This window comes from Dehalococcoidia bacterium (genome assembly GCA_040902535.1).
Classification (GTDB): domain Bacteria; phylum Chloroflexota; class Dehalococcoidia; order DSTF01; family JACRBR01; genus JBBDXD01.
In genome coordinates, this window is sequence record JBBDXD010000020.1 from 16,898 (window position 1) to 34,837 (window position 17,940).

The 17,940-nt window shown below is 67.1% G+C and carries 22 protein-coding genes and 1 riboswitch; of the genes, 15 read left to right on the plus strand and 7 right to left on the minus strand.

Annotated elements, in window-relative coordinates; all coding sequences use genetic code 11:
- The 4 genes from WEB52_11240 to ndhC form a co-directional block, all read right to left on the minus strand.
- On the minus strand, positions 1 to 1,131 hold the full coding sequence (locus WEB52_11240) for an NADH-quinone oxidoreductase subunit D (GenBank protein ID MEX2227009.1): 1,131 nt from the start codon (positions 1,129 to 1,131) through the stop codon (positions 1 to 3).
- Positions 1,131 to 2,048, minus strand: coding sequence for an NADH-quinone oxidoreductase subunit C (locus tag WEB52_11245; protein MEX2227010.1), 918 nt, complete (start codon positions 2,046 to 2,048; stop codon positions 1,131 to 1,133). The genes WEB52_11240 and WEB52_11245 overlap by 1 nt, the downstream gene beginning before the upstream one ends.
- A complete protein-coding gene (locus WEB52_11250) occupies positions 2,048 to 2,500 on the minus strand; it encodes an NADH-quinone oxidoreductase subunit B family protein (protein MEX2227011.1) in 453 nt (150 codons plus the stop codon). The genes WEB52_11245 and WEB52_11250 overlap by 1 nt, the downstream gene beginning before the upstream one ends.
- Before the next feature lie 149 nt (positions 2,501 to 2,649).
- The gene (gene ndhC / locus WEB52_11255; protein ID MEX2227012.1) at positions 2,650 to 3,027 is read right to left on the minus strand and encodes an NADH-quinone oxidoreductase subunit A; all 378 of its coding nucleotides are present in this window, start codon (positions 3,025 to 3,027) and stop codon (positions 2,650 to 2,652) included.
- 249 nt (positions 3,028 to 3,276) lie between these two features.
- Positions 3,277 to 3,338, plus strand: a riboswitch (cobalamin riboswitch).
- 147 nt (positions 3,339 to 3,485) lie between these two features.
- On the opposite strand from ndhC, the gene WEB52_11260 reads away from it, so the two are divergent.
- From WEB52_11260 to WEB52_11310, 11 genes are all read left to right on the plus strand, one after another.
- Positions 3,486 to 4,472, plus strand: a complete 987-nt coding sequence (locus WEB52_11260) for a helical backbone metal receptor (GenBank protein ID MEX2227013.1) — start codon at positions 3,486 to 3,488, stop codon at positions 4,470 to 4,472.
- Positions 4,472 to 5,566 (plus strand): iron ABC transporter permease, encoded by a 1,095-nt coding sequence (locus tag WEB52_11265; protein ID MEX2227014.1) that lies wholly within the window; start codon positions 4,472 to 4,474, stop codon positions 5,564 to 5,566. Before WEB52_11260 ends, WEB52_11265 begins: the two co-directional genes overlap by 1 nt.
- Positions 5,566 to 6,375: an ABC transporter ATP-binding protein gene (locus tag WEB52_11270; protein MEX2227015.1), complete on the plus strand. Its 810-nt coding sequence runs from the start codon at positions 5,566 to 5,568 to the stop codon at positions 6,373 to 6,375. Before WEB52_11265 ends, WEB52_11270 begins: the two co-directional genes overlap by 1 nt.
- Positions 6,372 to 6,905 (plus strand): cob(I)yrinic acid a,c-diamide adenosyltransferase, encoded by a 534-nt coding sequence (cobO, locus tag WEB52_11275; protein MEX2227016.1) that lies wholly within the window; start codon positions 6,372 to 6,374, stop codon positions 6,903 to 6,905. Before WEB52_11270 ends, cobO begins: the two co-directional genes overlap by 4 nt.
- On the plus strand, positions 6,905 to 7,987 hold the full coding sequence (gene cobT / locus WEB52_11280; protein MEX2227017.1) for a nicotinate-nucleotide--dimethylbenzimidazole phosphoribosyltransferase: 1,083 nt from the start codon (positions 6,905 to 6,907) through the stop codon (positions 7,985 to 7,987). Before cobO ends, cobT begins: the two co-directional genes overlap by 1 nt.
- Positions 7,984 to 8,754 carry an adenosylcobinamide-GDP ribazoletransferase gene (cobS, locus tag WEB52_11285; protein MEX2227018.1) on the plus strand — a complete coding sequence of 257 codons (771 nt, stop codon included), beginning with the start codon at positions 7,984 to 7,986 and terminating at the stop codon, positions 8,752 to 8,754. Before cobT ends, cobS begins: the two co-directional genes overlap by 4 nt.
- A gap of 22 nt (positions 8,755 to 8,776) precedes the next feature.
- Positions 8,777 to 9,373 (plus strand): bifunctional adenosylcobinamide kinase/adenosylcobinamide-phosphate guanylyltransferase, encoded by a 597-nt coding sequence (cobU, locus tag WEB52_11290; GenBank protein MEX2227019.1) that lies wholly within the window; start codon positions 8,777 to 8,779, stop codon positions 9,371 to 9,373.
- On the plus strand, positions 9,370 to 10,131 hold the full coding sequence (locus tag WEB52_11295; protein MEX2227020.1) for a rhomboid family intramembrane serine protease: 762 nt from the start codon (positions 9,370 to 9,372) through the stop codon (positions 10,129 to 10,131). Before cobU ends, WEB52_11295 begins: the two co-directional genes overlap by 4 nt.
- A gap of 115 nt (positions 10,132 to 10,246) precedes the next feature.
- Complete coding sequence (locus tag WEB52_11300) at positions 10,247 to 10,429, plus strand: hypothetical protein (GenBank protein MEX2227021.1); 183 nt, start codon at positions 10,247 to 10,249, stop codon at positions 10,427 to 10,429.
- 132 nt (positions 10,430 to 10,561) lie between these two features.
- Positions 10,562 to 11,053 carry a MerR family transcriptional regulator gene (locus WEB52_11305; GenBank protein MEX2227022.1) on the plus strand — a complete coding sequence of 164 codons (492 nt, stop codon included), beginning with the start codon at positions 10,562 to 10,564 and terminating at the stop codon, positions 11,051 to 11,053.
- 43 nt (positions 11,054 to 11,096) lie between these two features.
- Complete coding sequence (locus WEB52_11310; GenBank protein MEX2227023.1) at positions 11,097 to 12,440, plus strand: MFS transporter; 1,344 nt, start codon at positions 11,097 to 11,099, stop codon at positions 12,438 to 12,440.
- A 117-nt stretch (positions 12,441 to 12,557) separates the two neighbouring features.
- On the opposite strand, the gene WEB52_11315 is transcribed toward WEB52_11310, so the two are convergent.
- The 3 genes from WEB52_11315 to WEB52_11325 all read right to left on the minus strand — a co-directional run bounded on the left by WEB52_11315 (position 12,558) and on the right by WEB52_11325 (position 14,232).
- On the minus strand, positions 12,558 to 12,887 hold the full coding sequence (locus WEB52_11315; protein MEX2227024.1) for a hypothetical protein: 330 nt from the start codon (positions 12,885 to 12,887) through the stop codon (positions 12,558 to 12,560).
- Positions 12,888 to 12,966: 79 nt separating this feature from the next.
- On the minus strand, positions 12,967 to 13,296 hold the full coding sequence (locus WEB52_11320) for a hypothetical protein (GenBank protein ID MEX2227025.1): 330 nt from the start codon (positions 13,294 to 13,296) through the stop codon (positions 12,967 to 12,969).
- A 75-nt stretch (positions 13,297 to 13,371) separates the two neighbouring features.
- Entirely contained in the window at positions 13,372 to 14,232 is an 861-nt protein-coding gene (locus WEB52_11325; protein ID MEX2227026.1) for a DMT family transporter, read from the minus strand.
- 198 nt (positions 14,233 to 14,430) lie between these two features.
- Between WEB52_11325 and WEB52_11330 the strand changes: the two genes are divergently transcribed.
- The 4 genes from WEB52_11330 to yqeK all read left to right on the plus strand — a co-directional run bounded on the left by WEB52_11330 (position 14,431) and on the right by yqeK (position 17,852).
- Positions 14,431 to 15,249, plus strand: a complete 819-nt coding sequence (locus WEB52_11330; protein ID MEX2227027.1) for an SDR family NAD(P)-dependent oxidoreductase — start codon at positions 14,431 to 14,433, stop codon at positions 15,247 to 15,249.
- Between the two features lie 9 nt (positions 15,250 to 15,258).
- Positions 15,259 to 16,065, plus strand: coding sequence for an SDR family oxidoreductase (locus WEB52_11335; protein MEX2227028.1), 807 nt, complete (start codon positions 15,259 to 15,261; stop codon positions 16,063 to 16,065).
- 667 nt (positions 16,066 to 16,732) lie between these two features.
- Positions 16,733 to 17,140 (plus strand): TIGR03618 family F420-dependent PPOX class oxidoreductase, encoded by a 408-nt coding sequence (locus WEB52_11340; protein ID MEX2227029.1) that lies wholly within the window; start codon positions 16,733 to 16,735, stop codon positions 17,138 to 17,140.
- Positions 17,141 to 17,261: 121 nt separating this feature from the next.
- Complete coding sequence (yqeK, locus tag WEB52_11345) at positions 17,262 to 17,852, plus strand: bis(5'-nucleosyl)-tetraphosphatase (symmetrical) YqeK (GenBank protein ID MEX2227030.1); 591 nt, start codon at positions 17,262 to 17,264, stop codon at positions 17,850 to 17,852.
- Positions 17,853 to 17,940: the final 88 nt, after the last annotated feature.

Consider the following 17,940-nt stretch of genomic DNA (forward strand, 5'->3'; position numbering starts at 1 on the left):
CTACCTGTCCACGTCGCACAGCACGATGTCCATCGAACCGAGGATCATGACGGCGTCGGCGAGGAACTGGCCGATCGTCATGTCGCGGAGCGCCGAGAGATTGCAGAACGAAGGCGAGCGCATCTTCAGGCGGTACGGCTTGTCGCCGCCCTTCGAGACGAGGTAGGCGCCCCATTCGCCGCGGGGCGCTTCGACCTTTGCGTATACCTCGCCGGGGGGCGTGCGGAGGCGGCGCGGCATCTTCTCGGGCACGATGGCGCCTTCGGCGGGCATCTGCTCGAGCGCCTGCTCGACGATCGCGATCGACTGGCGCATCTCTTCGAGGCGCACCAACCAGCGGTCGTACACGTCGCCGTACCGGCCAACGGGCACCTGGAAGCTGAATCGGTGATAGATCGAGTAGGGCTCGTCCTTGCGCAGGTCCCAGGGCACGCCGGACGCGCGCAGCATCGGACCGCTGAGCCCGTAGGCGATGGCCTGCTCGGGCGTGAACTTGCCGATGTTCTGGCACCGCACCATGAAGATCTCGTTGCGTGTGAGCAGATCGTCGAGGTCCTGGATGCCCTTCTTCGTCTTGACGAGCGTTTCGTTGACGCGTGAGACGAAGTTGTCGGGGACCTCCCACGCCAGGCCGCCGACACGGAAGTACGCGTACATCAGGCGGTCGCCGGAGACCTCTTCGAAGATGTCCTGCAGGTATTCGCGCTCGCGGAATGCGTACGTAAAGCTCGTGCCGATGATGCCGGCATCGATGCCGAAGGCGCCGGCGAACATGAAGTGACTGCTCAGGCGGTTCAGTTCGGTGAGGATGACGCGGATGTACTCGGCGCGCTCCGGCACCTCGATGCCCATGAGGCGTTCGACGGCGAGGCAGTAGCAGAGTTCGGCGCTGAACTGCGCGAGGTACTCAGTGCGGTCGGCGTAGCCGATGCCCTGCCGGAAGTCCATCGCCTCCATGAGCTTTTCGCCGCCACGGTGCATGTAGCCGATGTGCGGCGTCACATCGACGACCTTCTCGCCGTCGACGATGAGCACCATGCGGAAGACGCCGTGCGTGCTCGGATGCTGCGGCCCCATGTTGATGGGCATGTCGATCGTTTCGAGGTCTCGGCGATCTACTTGCTGGACCATCACTCGTCACCCTCACCCGCGCCCTCGCGCAGGTTGTCGCCCTGCCACTCCTCGATCTCCTGCAGAGGGTTGTCCTTGCGGAGCGGGAAGTGGTCGGTCATGTCTTCGGGAAGGAGCAGCGGCACCAGGTTCCAGTGGCCCTCGAAGTGGATGCCGAACATGTCGCGCGTCTCGCGCTCGTGCCAGTCGGCCGCCGGGTACAGCGCGGCGATGCTCGGCACGACGGCGTCTTCGGTCGTCACGCGCGTTTTCACGGTGAGCGTGTGCGGCTTCGACATCGACGAGAGGTGGTAGACGACTTCCAGGCCTTCTTCTTGCCAGTCGACGCCGGAGAGACAGCGCAGGTACTTGAGATCGAGGCGCGCGTCGTCGCGGGCGAGCGTCATGACCTCGACGAGGTCATCGCGGCCGACTTCGATCGCCACGGAGTCGCCGATGGTCGCGGGCACGGTGTACGCCTTCATCTGCACGGCGGGGAGCGCGGCGGCGAACACCTCGTTGATGCTGCCGGGCGGCGGTTCGACGCGCGGCGCTTCTTTGGGCTCCGCTTCCTTCGCGGGACGTGCGGGGCGTTCGGCTGCGGGCTTCGGCGTCGGCTTCGGTGCGTCGGCCTTCGTCGCGGCGTCTTGCGGCTGCGCGCCTTCGGGAGCGGGCGCGGCGGCCTCGGCCGGCTTTTCGATCGATGCGGCGGCGTCCGACGGCAGCGCGCCGGCTGCGGCCGGGTCGGCGAGTTTCTCTTCGGCTGTGAGTTGCTCCTGCACGGGTGGTTCCGCGGCAGGCTCCGGATCAGCGGCACCGGGTCGCCCAGGATCCGCGCCTTCGATGCCGACGTTGGTGCGCTTGTCCTCGGCCTTCGCCTTGTCGTCAGGCGGCGGCGCGCCTTCCTGCGCGTCCTTCTCGTCCGGAGGAGGCGTCATTACAGGCTGCGCTCTTCCATGATCTTGTTCTGGAGCGCGATGAAGCCATCCATGAGCGCCTCCGGACGCGGCGGGCAGCCCGGTACGTACACGTCGACGGGGATGATCTTGTCGACGCCCTGCAGCACGCGGTCGTAGCGCGTGTAGGGGCCGCCATTCGTCGCGCAGGCGCCCATGGAGATCACCCACTTGGGGTTCGGCATCTGCTCGTACAGCAGCTTGACGGCGGGCGCCATCTTCTTCGTCACGGTGCCGGAGACGATCATCACGTCGGACTGGCGCGGCGACGGCCACGGGACGATGCCGTAGCGGTCGAGGTCATGGTGCGACATGTACGTCGCGATCATTTCGATCGCGCAGCAGGCGAGGCCGAACGTCATCGGCCATAGCGACGACTTGCGCGCGGCCGCGAGCACGGCATCGGCGGGCACCTGGATGATGCCCGGCAGGATCTGGCGATAGAGCGCCTCGCCGCGCTCGAACGGTACGGGCGTAAGGAGGTCGAGTTCGCGCTCGGGGCCGGTCCTTTCGCGTTCGGGGACGACGATCGGTTCGCCCTCGACGCGTTCGGGCGGCTTCGCCGGGGCGGCCCGCGTTTCGTTCAGTACTTGTGCCACTGCAGCACCCCCTTCTTCCACGCGTATCCCAGTCCGGCGGCGAGTATGCCGATGAAGATGACCATCTCCCAGAACGCCGTCGCTCCGGCATCGGCGACGGTGACGGCCCACGGGAAGAGAAAGACGGCTTCGACATCGAAGATGAGGAACAGGATCGCGAACAGGTAGTACCTGACCTGCACCTGGACGCGGGTGCGCCCGATCGGGAGCATGCCGCACTCGTAGGAGATCGACTTACCACGCACGCGAGAGTAGGGCGCGAGTACGCGCGCAGCGATGAGGGCGGTAGCTACGAGCATGAACCCGATGTTGACCGCCAGGAAGACGGCAAGGTAATTCTCGAGCAGAACTTGGAACGGCAAGCGATCCTCTCCCGCCCGGACGGCCACGACGGCGGCTACGAAGGCTGCGTGAACCTTGTTCGCCGCGTTCGCGCCTTCAGCCCAGGTTCACTTGGATCGTAACAATGGTGTGCTTGTAGGTCAATTCACAATCGTCCTTTGCACGACGCGAAAGACGATTGTCGGACGATGTTGGAATGCTTGACCGAGTGCGCGTGGCGGGCGTATGCTCGGAACACAATCGAATACTTGTTCGTGAGGCGTGGCGAAGCCGGTGAGAAGCCGGCGCTGTCCCGCAACTGTATCCCCGGCGTTTGACCGGGGGAGCCAGGTCGACTGCACCTCACGCTGTCGCGAGGCCTTCGAGGAAAAGGCGCAGGACGCGCTTTTTCGGAAGCAACTCCCGCCCCTGTTCGAACGGCAGGGGCATTTCTTATGTCTCGAAGCGCCCGCGGCAGTCAGTCACCCGTGGAGGAATGATGACTGTCCACCGCCCCCTCGTAGCGCTGCTCACCATCGCCCTGCTGGCCATCACGCTCGCCGCATGCGGCGGCGACGATGACAGCGACGCAGACAACGTCGCATCGGCCCCTACCGCAGCTTCGCCGGCAGGCGAGTTCCCGGTCAGCGTCGACCGGAGCGACGACAAGGAGCTTGTCGTCGATGCGCCGGTGCGGCGGATCGTCTCGCTGTCGCCGGGCGCGACAGAGATCATCTACGCGATCGGCGCCGAAGACGCACTCGCCGCGGTCGACAACAACGCGAACTATCCGCAGGGGGTGGCGACGCTCTCGGGCCGCGTCGACGCGTACCAGCCGAACATCGAGGCGATCGCGGGGTTCGAGCCGGACCTCGTGATCGTGGCGAACAACATCGACGGGATCGTCGAAGCGCTCGACCGCCTGAGTATTCCGGTGCTGTTCCTCGATATCGACAGCGACGTGACATCGATCGATGACGTGTTCGAACACATCGACATCATGGGGCGCATCACCGGCCGTACGGACGCATCGGAGGCGCTGCTCGACGGCCTGCGCGGTCGCGTCGATGCGGTCGAAGAGAAGATGGGCATCGACCCGCCGACGACGGTGATACGCGCCGCGCCGAGCTTCTACCACGAGCTCGACGCCGAGCTGTATTCGATCGCCGACGACACGTTCATCGGCAGCCTGTACGCCATTCTCGGGGCGCGCAACATCGCCGGCGACGGCGGCGGCATCGCGTATCCGCAGCTCACGCAGGAAGCGATCATCGCGGCGAATCCCGACGTGATCGTGCTTGCGGACGAGGCCTTCGGCGTGACGATTGACTCCGTGCGGGCGCGCCCGGGTTGGGATGCGATCGCGGCCGTGCAAAACGACCGCATCTACGCGATCAACCCGGACATCATCAGCAGGCCGGGGCCGCGCATCGTCGATGCGCTCGAGCAACTGGCGCGTGATCTCTACCCGGAGGTCTTCGAGTAATGCAGCTCGCGCCGCTCCGCATCGGCCGTACGCATGCAGGTGACGGGCATGTGTTGGTCACATGGCATTCGCTCGCGCCAACGCTGGCACTGGCCGCTCTCGCGACGCTGGCCGTCGCGCTGTTCGCGCTCGGACTCGGCACGGTGCGGATCGCGCCGACGGCGACGATCGCGGTGCTGCTCGACCATGTGCCGTTCATCTCAGTGTCAGGGGGGACGGCGACGGAAGACGCGATCGTCTGGCACGTGCGCCTGCCGCGCGTGCTGCTGGCGGGGATGGTGGGCGCGACGCTCGGGCTTTCGGGCGCTGCGTACCAGGCGGTGTTTCGCAACCCGCTCGCGGAGCCGTACATCATGGGCGTTGCGGCGGGCGCCAGCGTCGGCGCGACGCTGATCATCGTGTCGCCGCTGTTCGTGACGGCGGGGATCTTGAATCCGCTGCCGCTGGCGGCGTTCGCGGGCGCGATCCTGGCCGTGATGCTGGCGTACGGCCTTGCCCGCGCCGGCCGCGGGTTCTCGACGACGTCGCTGATCCTCAGCGGCGTGGCGATCTCGTCGCTGGGTACGTCGATCGTCACCTACCTGATGCTGACGTACAGCGAGCGGACGATCGCCGTGTTGAACTGGGTGCTGGGCGGCTTCAACACGGCGAAGTGGCTCGACGCCGGCATCTTGCTGCCGTACCTGGTCGTCGCCATCCTGCTGTTGCTCCCGCACGCGCGCATCCTCAACGTGCTGCAGCTCGACGAAGAGCAGGCGCGGCAACTCGGCGTCAACGTCGAGCGGGTGCAGGTGACGGTCCTGGCCGTGGCATCGCTGGCAACGGCGGCGGCGGTGGCGGTCAGCGGCCTGATCGGCTTCGTGGGGCTGATCGTGCCGCACACGGTGCGCATGATCTGGGGGCCGGACTACCGGCGAGTGCTGCCGTTGTCGGGCTTTTTCGGCGCGTCGTTCCTGATCCTCGCGGACCTGATCGCGCGCACGCTCGATCCCGGGCACGAGATACCGATCGGCGTCGTGACGGCGGTCATCGGGGCGCCGTTCTTCCTGTTCCTGCTGCGCCGCCATTCGCGGACGATCGTGGAGCGCGCCTGATGCTCGATATCCGGGACGTACGGGCGGGCTACGGACGGCACGAGGTGCTTCTCGGCGTGGATCTCCGCGTCGAACGCGGCGAGATCGTCGCGCTGTTGGGGCCGAACGGCTGCGGCAAGACCACGCTGCTGCGCATCGTGAGCGGCGTACACGCGGCGACGAGCGGCGTCGCGGCGATCGACGGGCTAGCCGTACACGAAACGCCCGCCGCGGCCATCGCGCGCAAGGTTGCCGTCGTGGCGCAGTCAGCGCCGTTGCCCGAAGGCTTTACGGCGCTCGAAGTCGTGTTGATGGGACGCACGCCCCACCTGCGCCTGCTGCAGTCCGAAAGCATGCGCGACATCGAGATCGCGCGCGGGGCGATGGAGCGCACAGAATGCTGGGAGTTGCGGCAGCGATACGTGCAGGAGCTGTCCGGCGGCGAACGACAACGCGTGGTGATCGCCCGGGCGCTGGCGCAGCAACCGTCGCTGCTCTTGCTCGACGAGCCGACGTCGCACCTCGACATCCAGCACCAGGTGGAGACGTTCCGCCTGATGCTGTCGCTCTGCCGCCAACAGCAGCTTGCCGTGCTCGCGGTGGTACACGACCTGACGCTGGCGGCGGCCTTCGCCGACCGCGTCGCGCTGATGGACGGCGGGCGCATCGCGGCGATAGGCAGTCCCGGCGACGTGCTGAGCGCCGATGCGATCGGGCGGCTGTACGGGATCGCCGTGCGGGTGATGTCGCATCCGGAGAGCGGCCGCCCTATCATCGTCCCGGACGTCGAAGCGGCCGCGGGCGTAACGACGGCGGAGGCAGCGTCATGAGCGAGCAGGCACCGAAGAAGTCGCTGGTCGTCGTGAACACGGGCAACGGCAAAGGCAAGACGACGGCGGCGCTCGGTGTGCTCTTCCGGGCGTGGGGACGCGGCTACAAGGTGTGCATGCTGCAGTTCATCAAGAGCACGACGTCGAACTACGGCGAGAACCGCGCGGCGGCGAAGATTGGCATGGAGATCGTGTCGCTCGGCGGCGGCTTCACGTGGCTTTCGAAGGACATCGAGAAGGACAAGGCGCTGGCGCGGGAGTTGTGGCAGCAGTGCCAGGAGAAGATCAGCTCCGGCGAGTACGACATCGTCGTGCTCGACGAGTTCACGTATCCGCTGGCCTATGGCTGGCTGCCCACCGAAGACGTGATCGCGTTCCTGCGCGAGCGCCCGAAACGCACGCACGTCATCATCACCGGACGCGACGCGCCGCAGGAACTGATCGACTACGCCGACCTGGTGACAGACATGCGCGAGGTGAAGCACCCGTTTCAGCAGGGGATCAAGGCGCAGCCGGGGATCGAGTTCTGATGGATTGCAGGGCGGTGATCGACGACGCGATCGCAAGCATCCGGACGCCCGACGCATCGGCGCGCGAGGAGGCGCTGGCGCTGCAGGCACGGCTGACGAAGCCGGCCGGGGCGCTGGGGCGGCTCGAGGAGCTGGCTGTGTGGGCGGCCGGCGTCGCGCGCGAGGCGTCGCCGCTGTTCGAGAAGCCGGTGATCGTCGTGGCGGCGGCCGACCACGGCGTCGCGGCGGAAGGCGTCAGCGCATATCCGCAGGATGTCACGTGGCAGATGGTGGCGAACTTTCTGCGCGGGGGCGCCGCGGTCAACGTGCTCGCGCGACAGTGCGGCGCCGAGGTACGCGTCGTCGACGCGGGCGTGGCGCGCGACTTCGACGACAGCGGCGTACACAACGCCAAGTTGCGACGCGGCACCGACAGCATGACGCGCGGCGCCGCGATGTCCCGCGCCGAAGCGGAGACGCTCGTCGCGCGTGGGATCGCGTACGCGCAAGCGTTGCGCGGCGAAGGCTACGACGCGTTCGCGCTCGGCGACATGGGCATCGGGAACACGACGGCGGCGGCGGCGGTGACGTCGGTGCTGGCCGGCGTGCCGCCGCGCGTCGCGACCGGCCGCGGGACGGGCATCGATGACGCAGCCTTCGCACGAAAGCTGGCAGCGATCGAGATGGCGATCGATGTCAACCGGCCCGATCCGTCGGACGCAATCGACGTGCTGGCGAAAGTGGGGGGCTTCGAGATCGCGTTTCTCGCCGGCGTCATGGTCGGCGCGGCATCGACGGGGGCGCCGGTGGTGCTCGACGGCTATCCGACGACGGCGAGCGCGCTGGTCGCGGCGGCGCGGGGTGCGGTCGCCAGCGAGTACATGCTGGCATCGCACATGTCGGCGGAGCCGGGGCACCGCTTCGCGCTGGCGCACCTTGGTCTGCGGCCGCTGCTCGACCTGGAGATGCGCCTGGGCGAAGGGTCGGGGGCCACGCTCGCGTTGTCGCTGCTCGCGGCGGCGCTGCGGCTGCCGCGCGAGATGGCGACGTTCGACTCTGCCGGCGTCTCGCGCTCGATTTCGGGGACGCGGCCGGAGGCGTGACGGCGCACCCGCTCGTCGCGCTCGAGTTCCTGACGCGGATCGGCGTCCGCCGCACGCCTCGCGGCGATATGCGACGCGTCGCCGAGTCGCAACTGTGGTTCCCCGCGATCGGCTTGCTGATGGGACTGACGCTGCTGGGCGTCGACCGTCTCGCGATGCGCGCACTGCCGCAGGCATCGGTGGACGTGCTGCTCGTCGTCGCGCTCGTGGCGCTTACCGGCGCGCTGCACCTCGACGGGCTTGCGGACGCGGCAGATGGACTGCTCGGCGGCTACACGCCGGAGCGGCGTCTCGAGATCATGCGCGACGTACACGCCGGCACGTACGCGATCGTCGCGGTCGTGTGCGTGCTTGCGCTCAAGTGGGCGGGATTCGCGGCGTCTTCGCCGGAGGTGCGCGTAGAGGCGATCGTGCTGGCGCCGTGCCTCGCGCGCTTCGCGATGCTCGTCGCGATCGTGGCGTTTCCGTACGCGCGCGCGGAGGGCGCGAGCGTCGCGTTTCGGCGAGAAGCGTGGCCGGCGCAGTTCGCGGTCGCCGCGGCCACGGCGATCGTTGCAGCAGTGGTCCTATTGGGTGGAGGCGGCCTGTACGTCGTGGCGTTCGCGGCGGGCGTCGCGCTGGCGTTCGGCGCGCTCGCAACGCGCATGACCGGCGGCATGACGGGCGACATGTACGGCGCGACGGTGGAGATCAGCGAAGCGCTGGTCCTGCTGTTCATCGCGGCGCTGGCGAGTCGCGGTTGGCTCGACGCGTGGGCGCTGGGATGACCGCCGATCTACCCTTGCTGCGATGCTGACGTTCATCCTGGGGGGCGCGCGCAGCGGCAAGAGCGAGCTTGCGACAAAGCTGGCCGCCGCGAGCGGGCGCCGCGTGGTCTTCATCGCGCCGATGCGCGAACTGGACGACGAGATGCGCGCGCGCGTCGGTCAGCATCGGGCTTCACGTCCCGCGGACTGGCTGACGGTCGAGGAGCCCATTGAGCTTGCCGGCGCGTTGGCAGAGCACACGCGCGGCGGCGACTTCGTAGTCGTCGACTGCGTCACCGCCTGGATCTCGAATCTCATCCTCGACGCGTTGCCGGCGGCGGATACAGCATCGGTGGAAACGATTGACGCCGTGCTGCGTGATGTGAGCGAGCGGGTCGCCGAACTCGGCGGTTGGGCTGCGCGGTTCGATGGCGACGTCGCGATCGTGTCCAACGACGTCGGTGCGGGGGTCGTGCCGGCATATGCGCTCGGGCGCGTCTTTCGTGACGCCGTGGGGGCCGCGAACAAGACGGTTGCGGCGGCGGCGGATCGCACGTTCTACGTGATGGCGGGGTTGGCGCTCGACCTGCGGGCGCTCGGCGCCCTGCCGATCGACGCGGCCGCGGGCGACGCGCCATGATCCCGATTTCCGACAGCGTGCGGACGCGCTCGGTGCCGTACGTGAACCTCGCGATCATCGTCCTGAACCTGCTGGTGTTCCTGTACGAGGTGTACCTGAGCCAGGATGTCGTGCGCGGGAACGTGACGGAACTGGATCTTTTCATCTACGAATGGGGCAACGTGCCCGCGTGCACGTTCGACGAGTTGGGGCGCAACGCCGCCCTGAGCGCGGAAGGACGCGCGATCTGCGGCGAGCAGAGCCAGCCGCTGCTGACGATGATCACGGCGACGTTCATCCACGGCGGCTGGCTGCACATCGGCGGCAACATGCTGTTCCTGTGGATCTTCGGCGACAACGTCGAGGACACGATGGGGCACCTGCGCTACCTGGTGTTCTATCTGCTCTGCGGCGTGCTCGCGGGACTGGTGCATGGCGTGACGGACATCGACAGCCTGCAACCGGCGGTCGGCGCGAGCGGAGCGATCGCGGGGGTCATGGGTGCGTATATCGTGCTGTTCCCGCGGGCGGTCGTGTACGTGATCTTCGGCTTCATCTTCATCCCGCTGCCGCTGCCGGCGTTCGTGCTGATCGGCATCTGGATCGTGATCCAGGTGTTCTTCGGCTGGGCGTCGCTCGGCGTCGATACGGCTTCGGGCGGGGTGGCGTATTTCGCGCACATCGGCGGCTTCGTGGCGGGCGCCGCGCTGGTACACGCGTTCATCCTGGGGCGTAAGCGGCCTCGACGTTCGACGGGGCGAGCCAGGGAGTACTGGTAGCGCTGGCGGGCCGCCTACCGTCGACCGGGTGCTATTTTTGGCTGTTATGGCGGCATGGCCGGCGCGTTCTGATCTGGGTACGGACCCGGCTGAATTCGGAGGCAACGCGCCGTCAATGACAACTACGCCGCCCCAGGACAACCCCGCAGTCGCCCGCCTGAAGGCCGAGATCGCCAAGGACCGGGCGCGTCTCTCGGAGCAGCTTGAACGGATGGACCTGGACGATGGTCCGGTGGCGCCCGCGACGGGCACGACGACGGGCCGCCTCTCGCGCGTGTTCGCATTGATGAGCGCTTAGCTACCCACCGACTCATAGGCAGGACATTCCGAACGCGGCTTCGCGACTACCCGGTCGTCGATCCTCCCCGACCCCGCAGGGCGAAAACTTTAACCTTGACGCCAGCGTTAAGCTTTCCGTACGATCAGTCCGATGACCAACAAGCGCCCGGCCGAAGAAGCGCCCGCTGACCATGCGCAGCCGTATCTCCAGATCGGCGAGGTGGCGGAGCGCACCGGCGTCACCCAGCGGACGCTGCGGTTCTACGAAGAGAAGGGGCTGCTCCAGCCGCCCTCCCGCCTCGAAGGCGGCTTTCGTCTTTATTCCGAGTCCGACGTCGAGCGGGTAGAGCGCATCAAGCGCCTGCAGACGCTGCTGGGATTCACGCTGGCCGACATCAAGGAGATGGTCGAAGCGGACGAAGTCAAGATGCAGCTTCGGGCGACGTACCGCCGCGACGCGGAGGTCTCCGAACGGCGCGCGAAGATATCGAAGGCTGTCGAAGTGACCGAGCGGCAGGTTGCGGTCATCGACCAGAAGCTTGCGGCGCTCGAAGACATGAAGACGCACCTGGAAGCGAAGCTCGGCCAATACCGCACCTGGATCGAGCAACTCGAAAGTACGGCCGCGGCACAGACCACCTGAGCCACGGCATCAGAAAGGACCGGGCCAGGACGGCCCGATCAAGATGAGCGCACCCGCGCCCGACAACGTTCCATCACCAGCGCTACGCTCGCAGGGCTGGCGCGGCACGTTCGCGTCGCTCTCGATCCCCGAGTACTCGCTCTACTTCTGGGGGATGGTCGCGTTCTTCTTCGGGATGAACATGATGATCATCCTGCGCGGCTACCTGGTGTACGACATCACGGACAGCCCGAGCGCGCTGGCGCTGATCATGCTCAGCGTCGCGCTGCCGATGCTGGTGATCGCGCCGATCGGCGGCGTGATCTGCGACCGGGTCGACCGGCGGGCGTTGATGATCTGGGCGCAGAGCGCGGTGTGCTTGCTGAACGCGATCAACACGGTGCTGATCATGGCCGGCATCGTCGAGTTCTGGCACCTGATGGTGCTCTCGACGCTGTCGGGCGTGGCGTTTTCCTTCAACATGCCGGCGCGTCAGGCGGTGATTCCAAACCTGGTACCGCGCGAACTGCTGATGAACGCCATGTCGCTCGGTTCCAGCTCGATGAACGCGACGCGGATCGTCGCGCCGGCGCTCGGGGGGCTGCTCGTGCCCGTCATCGGTGTCGGTGGTGGATTTGCGGTGCTGACGGCGATGTATGCGATCTCGGTCGTGATGACGTTCGGCCTCCCGAAGATGCCCGCGGAGAAACGCGACGTTGAAGTCACGTTCTTTGCGGACTTTCGCGCGGGGTTCAGCTATATCAGGAGCAACCGGCTGATCATGGGACTGCTGCTGCTGGGCACCGTGCCGATGATCTTCGCGATGCCGTACCAGACGCTGCTGCCGGTCTTCGCGGACGACGTGTGGGACGTCGGCGCGGTGGGTTTCGGCGTCATGCAGGCGATGTCCGGGGTCGGCGGGCTGGCGGGCGGGCTGCTCGTCGCGAACATGGACAATTATCCGCACAAGGGGCGCGTCATGCTCGTCGCCGCCGTCGTGAGCGGCATGTTCCTGGTAGCGTTCGCGCTGTCGCCGTTCTTCGCTGTGGCGCTGCCGATGCTGATCGTCGTCGGGCTGTGTCAGATGATCTTCATGACGGTGAACAACACGGTAATCACATCGGTGGTCCCCGACAACGTGCGCGGGCGCGTGATGAGCGTGCTGATGATGTCGTTCGGGTTGATGCCGTTCGGCGCCGTGCCGGCGGGCATTGCTGCGGGGATCATCGGGACGCCGGCGGTCGTCGCGATCGGCGGCGTGATGCTGATCGTGTCGGTGCTGGCGGCGTACGCGATGTTCCCGCAGTTCCGGACGCTCGACCGGGCGATCCGCGTGCAGCGCGCGGACCGGGACGCGGAATTCAGCCGGACGCCACAGCGTTATCCGGCGCAGGCGGCGGGGCGGTAGCGGTAGTTGTAAGTCTTCAGTTGTAAGTCGTAAGTGGATACGGTCGGGTTGGCGTTCGCATCGGGCCCGAAGCTCATCGCGGGGTCGTAGTTTTTCATATGTCGGAACGCGCTGGAGTCAAGAGGTTTCCTCGTGCTCGACCGGGAAGTCTTCCCAACGCTCCCATCGATCGCGGCCACTCTCCGTTAACTCAACCCATATCTCAGGAGAACCCGCAAGAAGATCGACAACGCCCGAATCGTTGTCGATCTCGAGGGAGTGGCCATTCGGTGTGAGAAGAACGACGTCCCCTTTGGCGCGAAGCCTCCCGATCGCTTCTGCAACTTCTCCTTCCTCGAAGTCGCCGCTCCAAGCAAAGCGCCATCCTATCGAATCTCGAAGATTCAACAGTTGGAGGATCAAAGGTAACGTCTCCATGTCATAGCGGAGTACATCCATGATGAACATTTCGAGCTGATTGGATCGTTCATCGGCGCACGTGCGGATTGGCCCATTAGACGCTCGTCATCGGCAATCGACAGGCACGCTAGCCGAAGGGCGCGGCGCCGTTCGTCTCGCCTGACTCCTCGTCCTCGCTCTCCTCGGAGAACACCCCGGCCTGTACACCGCGCCACACGGTGACGACGAAGTCCTCGCGATGCGGGTCGGACGTGAGCACGAGGCGCTCATCGATCTCGGCAATCAGGTCCTCGATATCGTCTTCGTCGAAGTCCTGCGGCACGCATAACGTGGCGTGCACGGCGCCTGAGCTGCTGTAGTGGATGTCCACGCGGCCGATGACGTCGCCGCCGTCGTCGACGGTGTATGCCTCGGAGTACGGCGTGCGCGATTCGCGCTCGAACTGGTAGTCGCCCACGGAGGTTCCTTTCGATTCCCGCCGCAACGAGGATACGCGGTGGCGCGCCCACGGTGAAGGCGCGCCAGGCGCGTGTCAGCCCAACGATACAGCGACGAGCCCGGCGACGATGGCGGCGGCCCCGGCAAGGCGCTGCACGGGGTAGGCCTCGCCCATCAGGCCGAGCCCCATGGCGGCGCCGAACAGGATGCTCACCTCGCGAGCCGGCGCGACGTAGCTCACGGGCGCCAGCGTGAACGCCACCAGCACCATCAGGTACGCGGCCGGCGTCAGGGCTCCGATGATGATGGTCGCGCGGCGGTGCGCTGTCCAGGCGTCGAGGGCGTCGCTGCGGACGGTGGCCGACGCGAGCAGGATGGGCGCGAGCACGATCATGCGCGAGATGTCGATGCCGAGTCCGTAGAGCACGGGCGGGATGTCATCGACGGCGTTCTTGTCCCAGAGCGAGTACATGGCGATGCAGAGTCCCGTCCCGAGCGCGAAGGCGATCGAGGGCGCCGCGTGCTTCAGCTCGACCTCGCGCGGGAGCGAAATGATGATGACGCCGGCGACGATCAGGCAGATCCCGACGACGGCGATCGGGGCGGGGCGCTCCTCGAGCAGGATGACGGCGCCGATGACGGTGAAGATCGGGCCGGTGCCGCGCGACAGCGGATAGACGACGGAAAGATCGCCGCGACGATAGCCCTCGGTAAGCACGTGAAAGTAGAGCGTGTGCAGGCAGCCGCTGACAAGCATGAACGCGAGCGCCTCCGGGCCGAATTCGCCGCGGAGCACGACGGCCAGGACGATGGTCAGCGGCAGGAAGAACAGCACGGAGCAAGCGACGGTCGCGGCGGCGAAGCCGAGTCCGCCGCGCGCGCCCTTCGCGGCGTAGTTCCACGAGGCGTGAAAGACGGCAGCGCCGAGGACGAGGAGGAGTGCACCGATGGGCATGGCGGGGGTAGTAAACAGCAAACGAACGACAGCAAACAGCAAAGGGCAAACAGCAAACGGCAAGCAGCAAAGGGCGACGACAACAGACGACAAACAGCAGACAACAGAGGGGGTTGGCCGAGGGCGAGGGGCTTCTCTCGATCGTGGGGGCCGGGTTGCCTACAATTCGAGCCTCAATGATCGAAGGGAGGCGGCGGCATGGTGCTGGAACGTTTGCGGCTCGATGGGAGGGTGGCGATCGTCACCGGGGCGGGGCGCGGACTCGGGCGGCAGATGGCGCTCGCGCTCGCGGAAGCCGGCGCCGACGTCGTGTGCGCGGCGCGGACGGCGGAGCAGATCGACCGGACGAAGGCGGACATCGAAGCGCGCGGGCGGCGGGCCATCGCGCAGCCGACCGACGTGCAGGACTCGGCGCAGTGCGACGCGCTGATCAAGCGGGCGGCCGGCGAATTCGGACGGCTCGACATCATGCTTTCGAACGCGGGCATCGGCGACATGCGGGGCGCGAACGCGGAGCTGTGGGACGTCGACGACGGTGACTGGCGGGACACGCTCGACGTCAACCTTTCGAGTGCGTTCTACTGCGCGCGCGCCGCGTCGAAGCAGATGGTGTCGGAAGGGCACGGCGGCGTGATCATCAACCTGGCGTCGGGGACGGCGATGCGCGCGTATCCGATGAGCTTCGGCTACGGCGCGGCGAAGGCGGGCGTGATCGCGCTCACCAAGTCGCTGTCGGCGATGCTGTGGAAGCACGCGATCCGCGTCAACTGCATCATCCCGGGCTTCGTGCAGCAGGCGCCGGCGCGCAGCGAGGAGGCGCAGATCTTCGCGCAGACGCGTGGTCGCTACCTGCCTGCGCAACGTCTCGGCGAGGCGTGGGAGTTGGGGCCGCTCGCCGTGTACCTGGCTTCCGACGCGTCGAGCTATGTGACGGGCCAAGGGTTCGTGATCGACGGCGGCGGCCTGGCCGGCGGGCTGGCGCCGATCGGTTTCGCGCCAGACGTCGCGCTGGGTTAGGAGCGAGAGATGCAAAACGAGTGGGGCGACGTCGCGATCTCGGTCGATGCCTACAACCTGGCAGGCAAGCGCGCGCTCGTCATCGGTGCGGGCGGCGCGGCGGGGCGGGCGATCGCGCTGGCGCTCGGGGAAGCGGGCGCGGACGTCACCGTGTCTTCGGCGAGCGAGCGCGGCGACGACGTGATGGCCGCGAAGGGCGTGCAGCGCGAACTGACGAAGATGGGCCGCAAGTCATCGACCGTCGCGACGGACGTGACGCTGGGCACGGGCGTGCAGGTCATGGTGCGGCAGGTCGCGAAGGAGATGGATGGCATCGACATCCTGGTCAACGCGCCGGACCTCTTCCTCGGCAAGGCGGCGGAAGCGACGACGGACGTCGAGTTCAACCGCGTCATGCAAGTGAACCTGGCCGGGACGTTTCACGGGTGCCGCGCCGCCGGCAAGGAGATGCTGAAGCAGGGGCGCGGCGGCCGCATCATCAACGTGACGTCGGCGCTGGGTGAGCGCGCAATAGCGAACGCGGCGGCATACTGCGCGGCGCACGCAGGCGTTCACAACCTGACGCGAGCGCTGGCGCAGGAGTGGGGCCCGCAGGGCATCACGGTGAACGCGATCGCGCAGGGGTGGATGGAGTACACGCCGGCGATCGGCAACCCGGACCCGGCGGCGAACCAGACGGTGCGCTTCGTGCCGATGAAGCGGGCGGGGACGGCGGAGGAACTGGCGCCGCTGGCGGTGTATCTCGCGTCGGACGCGTGCGGGTATATCAGCGGGCAGGTGATGTACGTGGATGGCGGGTTGACGACGCATTTGTAGTGGTCGTCGGTCGTCGGGTCTCGGTCGTCGCGGACGGAACCGCAGAGCCGCAGAGGCGCAGAGGGGTTTTCTTTTGTGAGCGCGGGCTTTCAGCCCGCGCGTTGTTGTGCGTGCGCGAAGGACCTCACCCCCGGCCCCTCTCCGTCAGGCGGAGAGGAGGGACGTTCGTCCGGCACGTTCCTGCGCGTGCAGCGTCGATCTCGGCGTGGGAGGTATCGCCGTGAGGAGATCCTTCGCCGCGCGTCGCTTGCTCAGGATGACGTTATACGCCGCGCTTGCTCAGGATGACGTGTACACGCCGCGCTTGTTCAGGATGACGTGGAACCTGTCGTCGGTCGTCAGGGGCGGAACCGCGGAGGCTCACAGGCGCGGAGGGGTTTTCTTTTGTGAGCGCGGGCGTTCAGCCCGCGCTTTTGGTGGCGTGCAACGTTGATCTCGGAGTGGGAATGGTCGCCGTGAGGAGATCCTTCGCCGCGCTTCGCTTGCTCAGGATGACGTTATACGCCGCGCTTGCACAGGATGACGCGTATACGCCGGGCTTGCTCAGGATGACGTGTACACGCCGCGCTGGCTCAGGATGGCGTCGCGTTGCGCTTCGCTGGCTCAGGATGAGGTGGGTGGTGGGCGCCTTGCTCTGGATGACGGCGAACGCCACTACAATGGCGCGATGGGCAAGCTGACGCGCGCGCAGGTCGATGCGTTCCTCGAGGAGCGGCATACGGTCGTTGTGGGGACGACCTACCCGGACGGGCGGCCGCACCTGACGACAGTGTGGTATCGATGGGACAGCGAGGCATTCTGGCTCGCGACAAACCGGACGACGGTGAAGTATCGCAACCTGCGGCGGGACCCGCGGATCACGCTGCTGATCGATGCGCCGCCGCGCGAGACGTCGGTCGCGGCGTACGGGAGGGTGGAGGAGATCGCGCGGGATGAAGGGGCGTGGGACGGGGCGCTGGCGATCGTCGCACGTTACGTCGAGGACGCGCGGGCCTATTTGGAAGAGCGTCGAGACGAGCCGCGTGTGCTTCTACGCGTCAAACCCGACACAATGGTGACGTGGACACCGGAATGATCTTGGGACGAGCCGTCGACGAGCGCACATCACTTGAGCGTGCCGCCGCTCGTCGCGCACGCGGACCATGGCGTCCACGTCGCCGGATCGATCTCACGAAGCGCGTTCCGAAGAGCCTGCGATGACAGAGTCCGAAGAACTGCTGCGCGCCGCATTGCCCAAGCTTCCGTCGGGGCTGGCGGAGCACGTGCTGCGCGTGACCGACGAGGCGGCGCGGCTGGCGAGTGTCCACGGCGTCGACCGCGAAGCGGCGAAGATCGCCGCGCTCGGGCACGACATCCTGCGGGCGCACAGCGGCGACCGGCTGCTGCAGATCGCGGCGGAGCAGGGGTACGCGATCGATGCGGCGGACGCGATCGCGCCGATCCTCCTGCACGGGCCGCTTTCGGTCGAGATCCTGCGCGAGCAGTACCACGTGCGCGACGCCGACGTGTTGGCGGCGGTGGCGCGCCACACGACCGCGCACGCCGGGATGTCGCCGCTACAGAAGCTGCTGTTCGTGGCGGACAAGATCGAACCGCACAAGATGGGCGGCCGTCCCGACGTCATTCGCGTCGGCGACCTGGCGGAGAGCGACCTCGACGCGGCGCTGCTGGCGTATCTCGACTACCAGGTGCAGAACGCGGTCGAGCAGCGTTGGCCGCTGCACCCGAATACGATCGCGGCGCGGAACGAGCTGATCGCGGCGAAGGTGGGCGGCGCCAGCAAGTAGCGGGTTGGCATCGGTGCGCGTCTACTCGCGCCGGCGCGCGATGCCGCGCGGGCTGAAAGCCCGCGCTCGGTTAGTTCTCGCGGCGCGG

Coding starts and splice junctions, on each gene's coding strand:
- WEB52_11260 (MEX2227013.1), top strand. CDS start 3,486: ATGACTGTCCACCGCCCCCTCGTAGCGCTGCTCACCATCGCCCTGCTG.
- cobT (MEX2227017.1), top strand. CDS start 6,905: ATGGATTGCAGGGCGGTGATCGACGACGCGATCGCAAGCATCCGGACG.
- WEB52_11325 (MEX2227026.1), bottom strand. CDS start 14,232: ATGCCCATCGGTGCACTCCTCCTCGTCCTCGGCGCTGCCGTCTTTCAC.
- WEB52_11270 (MEX2227015.1), top strand. CDS start 5,566: ATGCTCGATATCCGGGACGTACGGGCGGGCTACGGACGGCACGAGGTG.
- yqeK (MEX2227030.1), top strand. CDS start 17,262: ATGACAGAGTCCGAAGAACTGCTGCGCGCCGCATTGCCCAAGCTTCCG.
- WEB52_11245 (MEX2227010.1), bottom strand. CDS start 2,048: ATGACGCCTCCTCCGGACGAGAAGGACGCGCAGGAAGGCGCGCCGCCG.
- WEB52_11335 (MEX2227028.1), top strand. CDS start 15,259: ATGCAAAACGAGTGGGGCGACGTCGCGATCTCGGTCGATGCCTACAAC.
- cobO (MEX2227016.1), top strand. CDS start 6,372: ATGAGCGAGCAGGCACCGAAGAAGTCGCTGGTCGTCGTGAACACGGGC.
- WEB52_11310 (MEX2227023.1), top strand. CDS start 11,097: ATGAGCGCACCCGCGCCCGACAACGTTCCATCACCAGCGCTACGCTCG.
- WEB52_11315 (MEX2227024.1), bottom strand. CDS start 12,887: ATGTTCATCATGGATGTACTCCGCTATGACATGGAGACGTTACCTTTG.
- WEB52_11340 (MEX2227029.1), top strand. CDS start 16,733: ATGGGCAAGCTGACGCGCGCGCAGGTCGATGCGTTCCTCGAGGAGCGG.
- cobU (MEX2227019.1), top strand. CDS start 8,777: ATGCTGACGTTCATCCTGGGGGGCGCGCGCAGCGGCAAGAGCGAGCTT.
- WEB52_11240 (MEX2227009.1), bottom strand. CDS start 1,131: ATGGTCCAGCAAGTAGATCGCCGAGACCTCGAAACGATCGACATGCCC.
- WEB52_11295 (MEX2227020.1), top strand. CDS start 9,370: ATGATCCCGATTTCCGACAGCGTGCGGACGCGCTCGGTGCCGTACGTG.
- WEB52_11265 (MEX2227014.1), top strand. CDS start 4,472: ATGCAGCTCGCGCCGCTCCGCATCGGCCGTACGCATGCAGGTGACGGG.
- WEB52_11305 (MEX2227022.1), top strand. CDS start 10,562: ATGACCAACAAGCGCCCGGCCGAAGAAGCGCCCGCTGACCATGCGCAG.
- WEB52_11300 (MEX2227021.1), top strand. CDS start 10,247: ATGACAACTACGCCGCCCCAGGACAACCCCGCAGTCGCCCGCCTGAAG.
- WEB52_11330 (MEX2227027.1), top strand. CDS start 14,431: ATGGTGCTGGAACGTTTGCGGCTCGATGGGAGGGTGGCGATCGTCACC.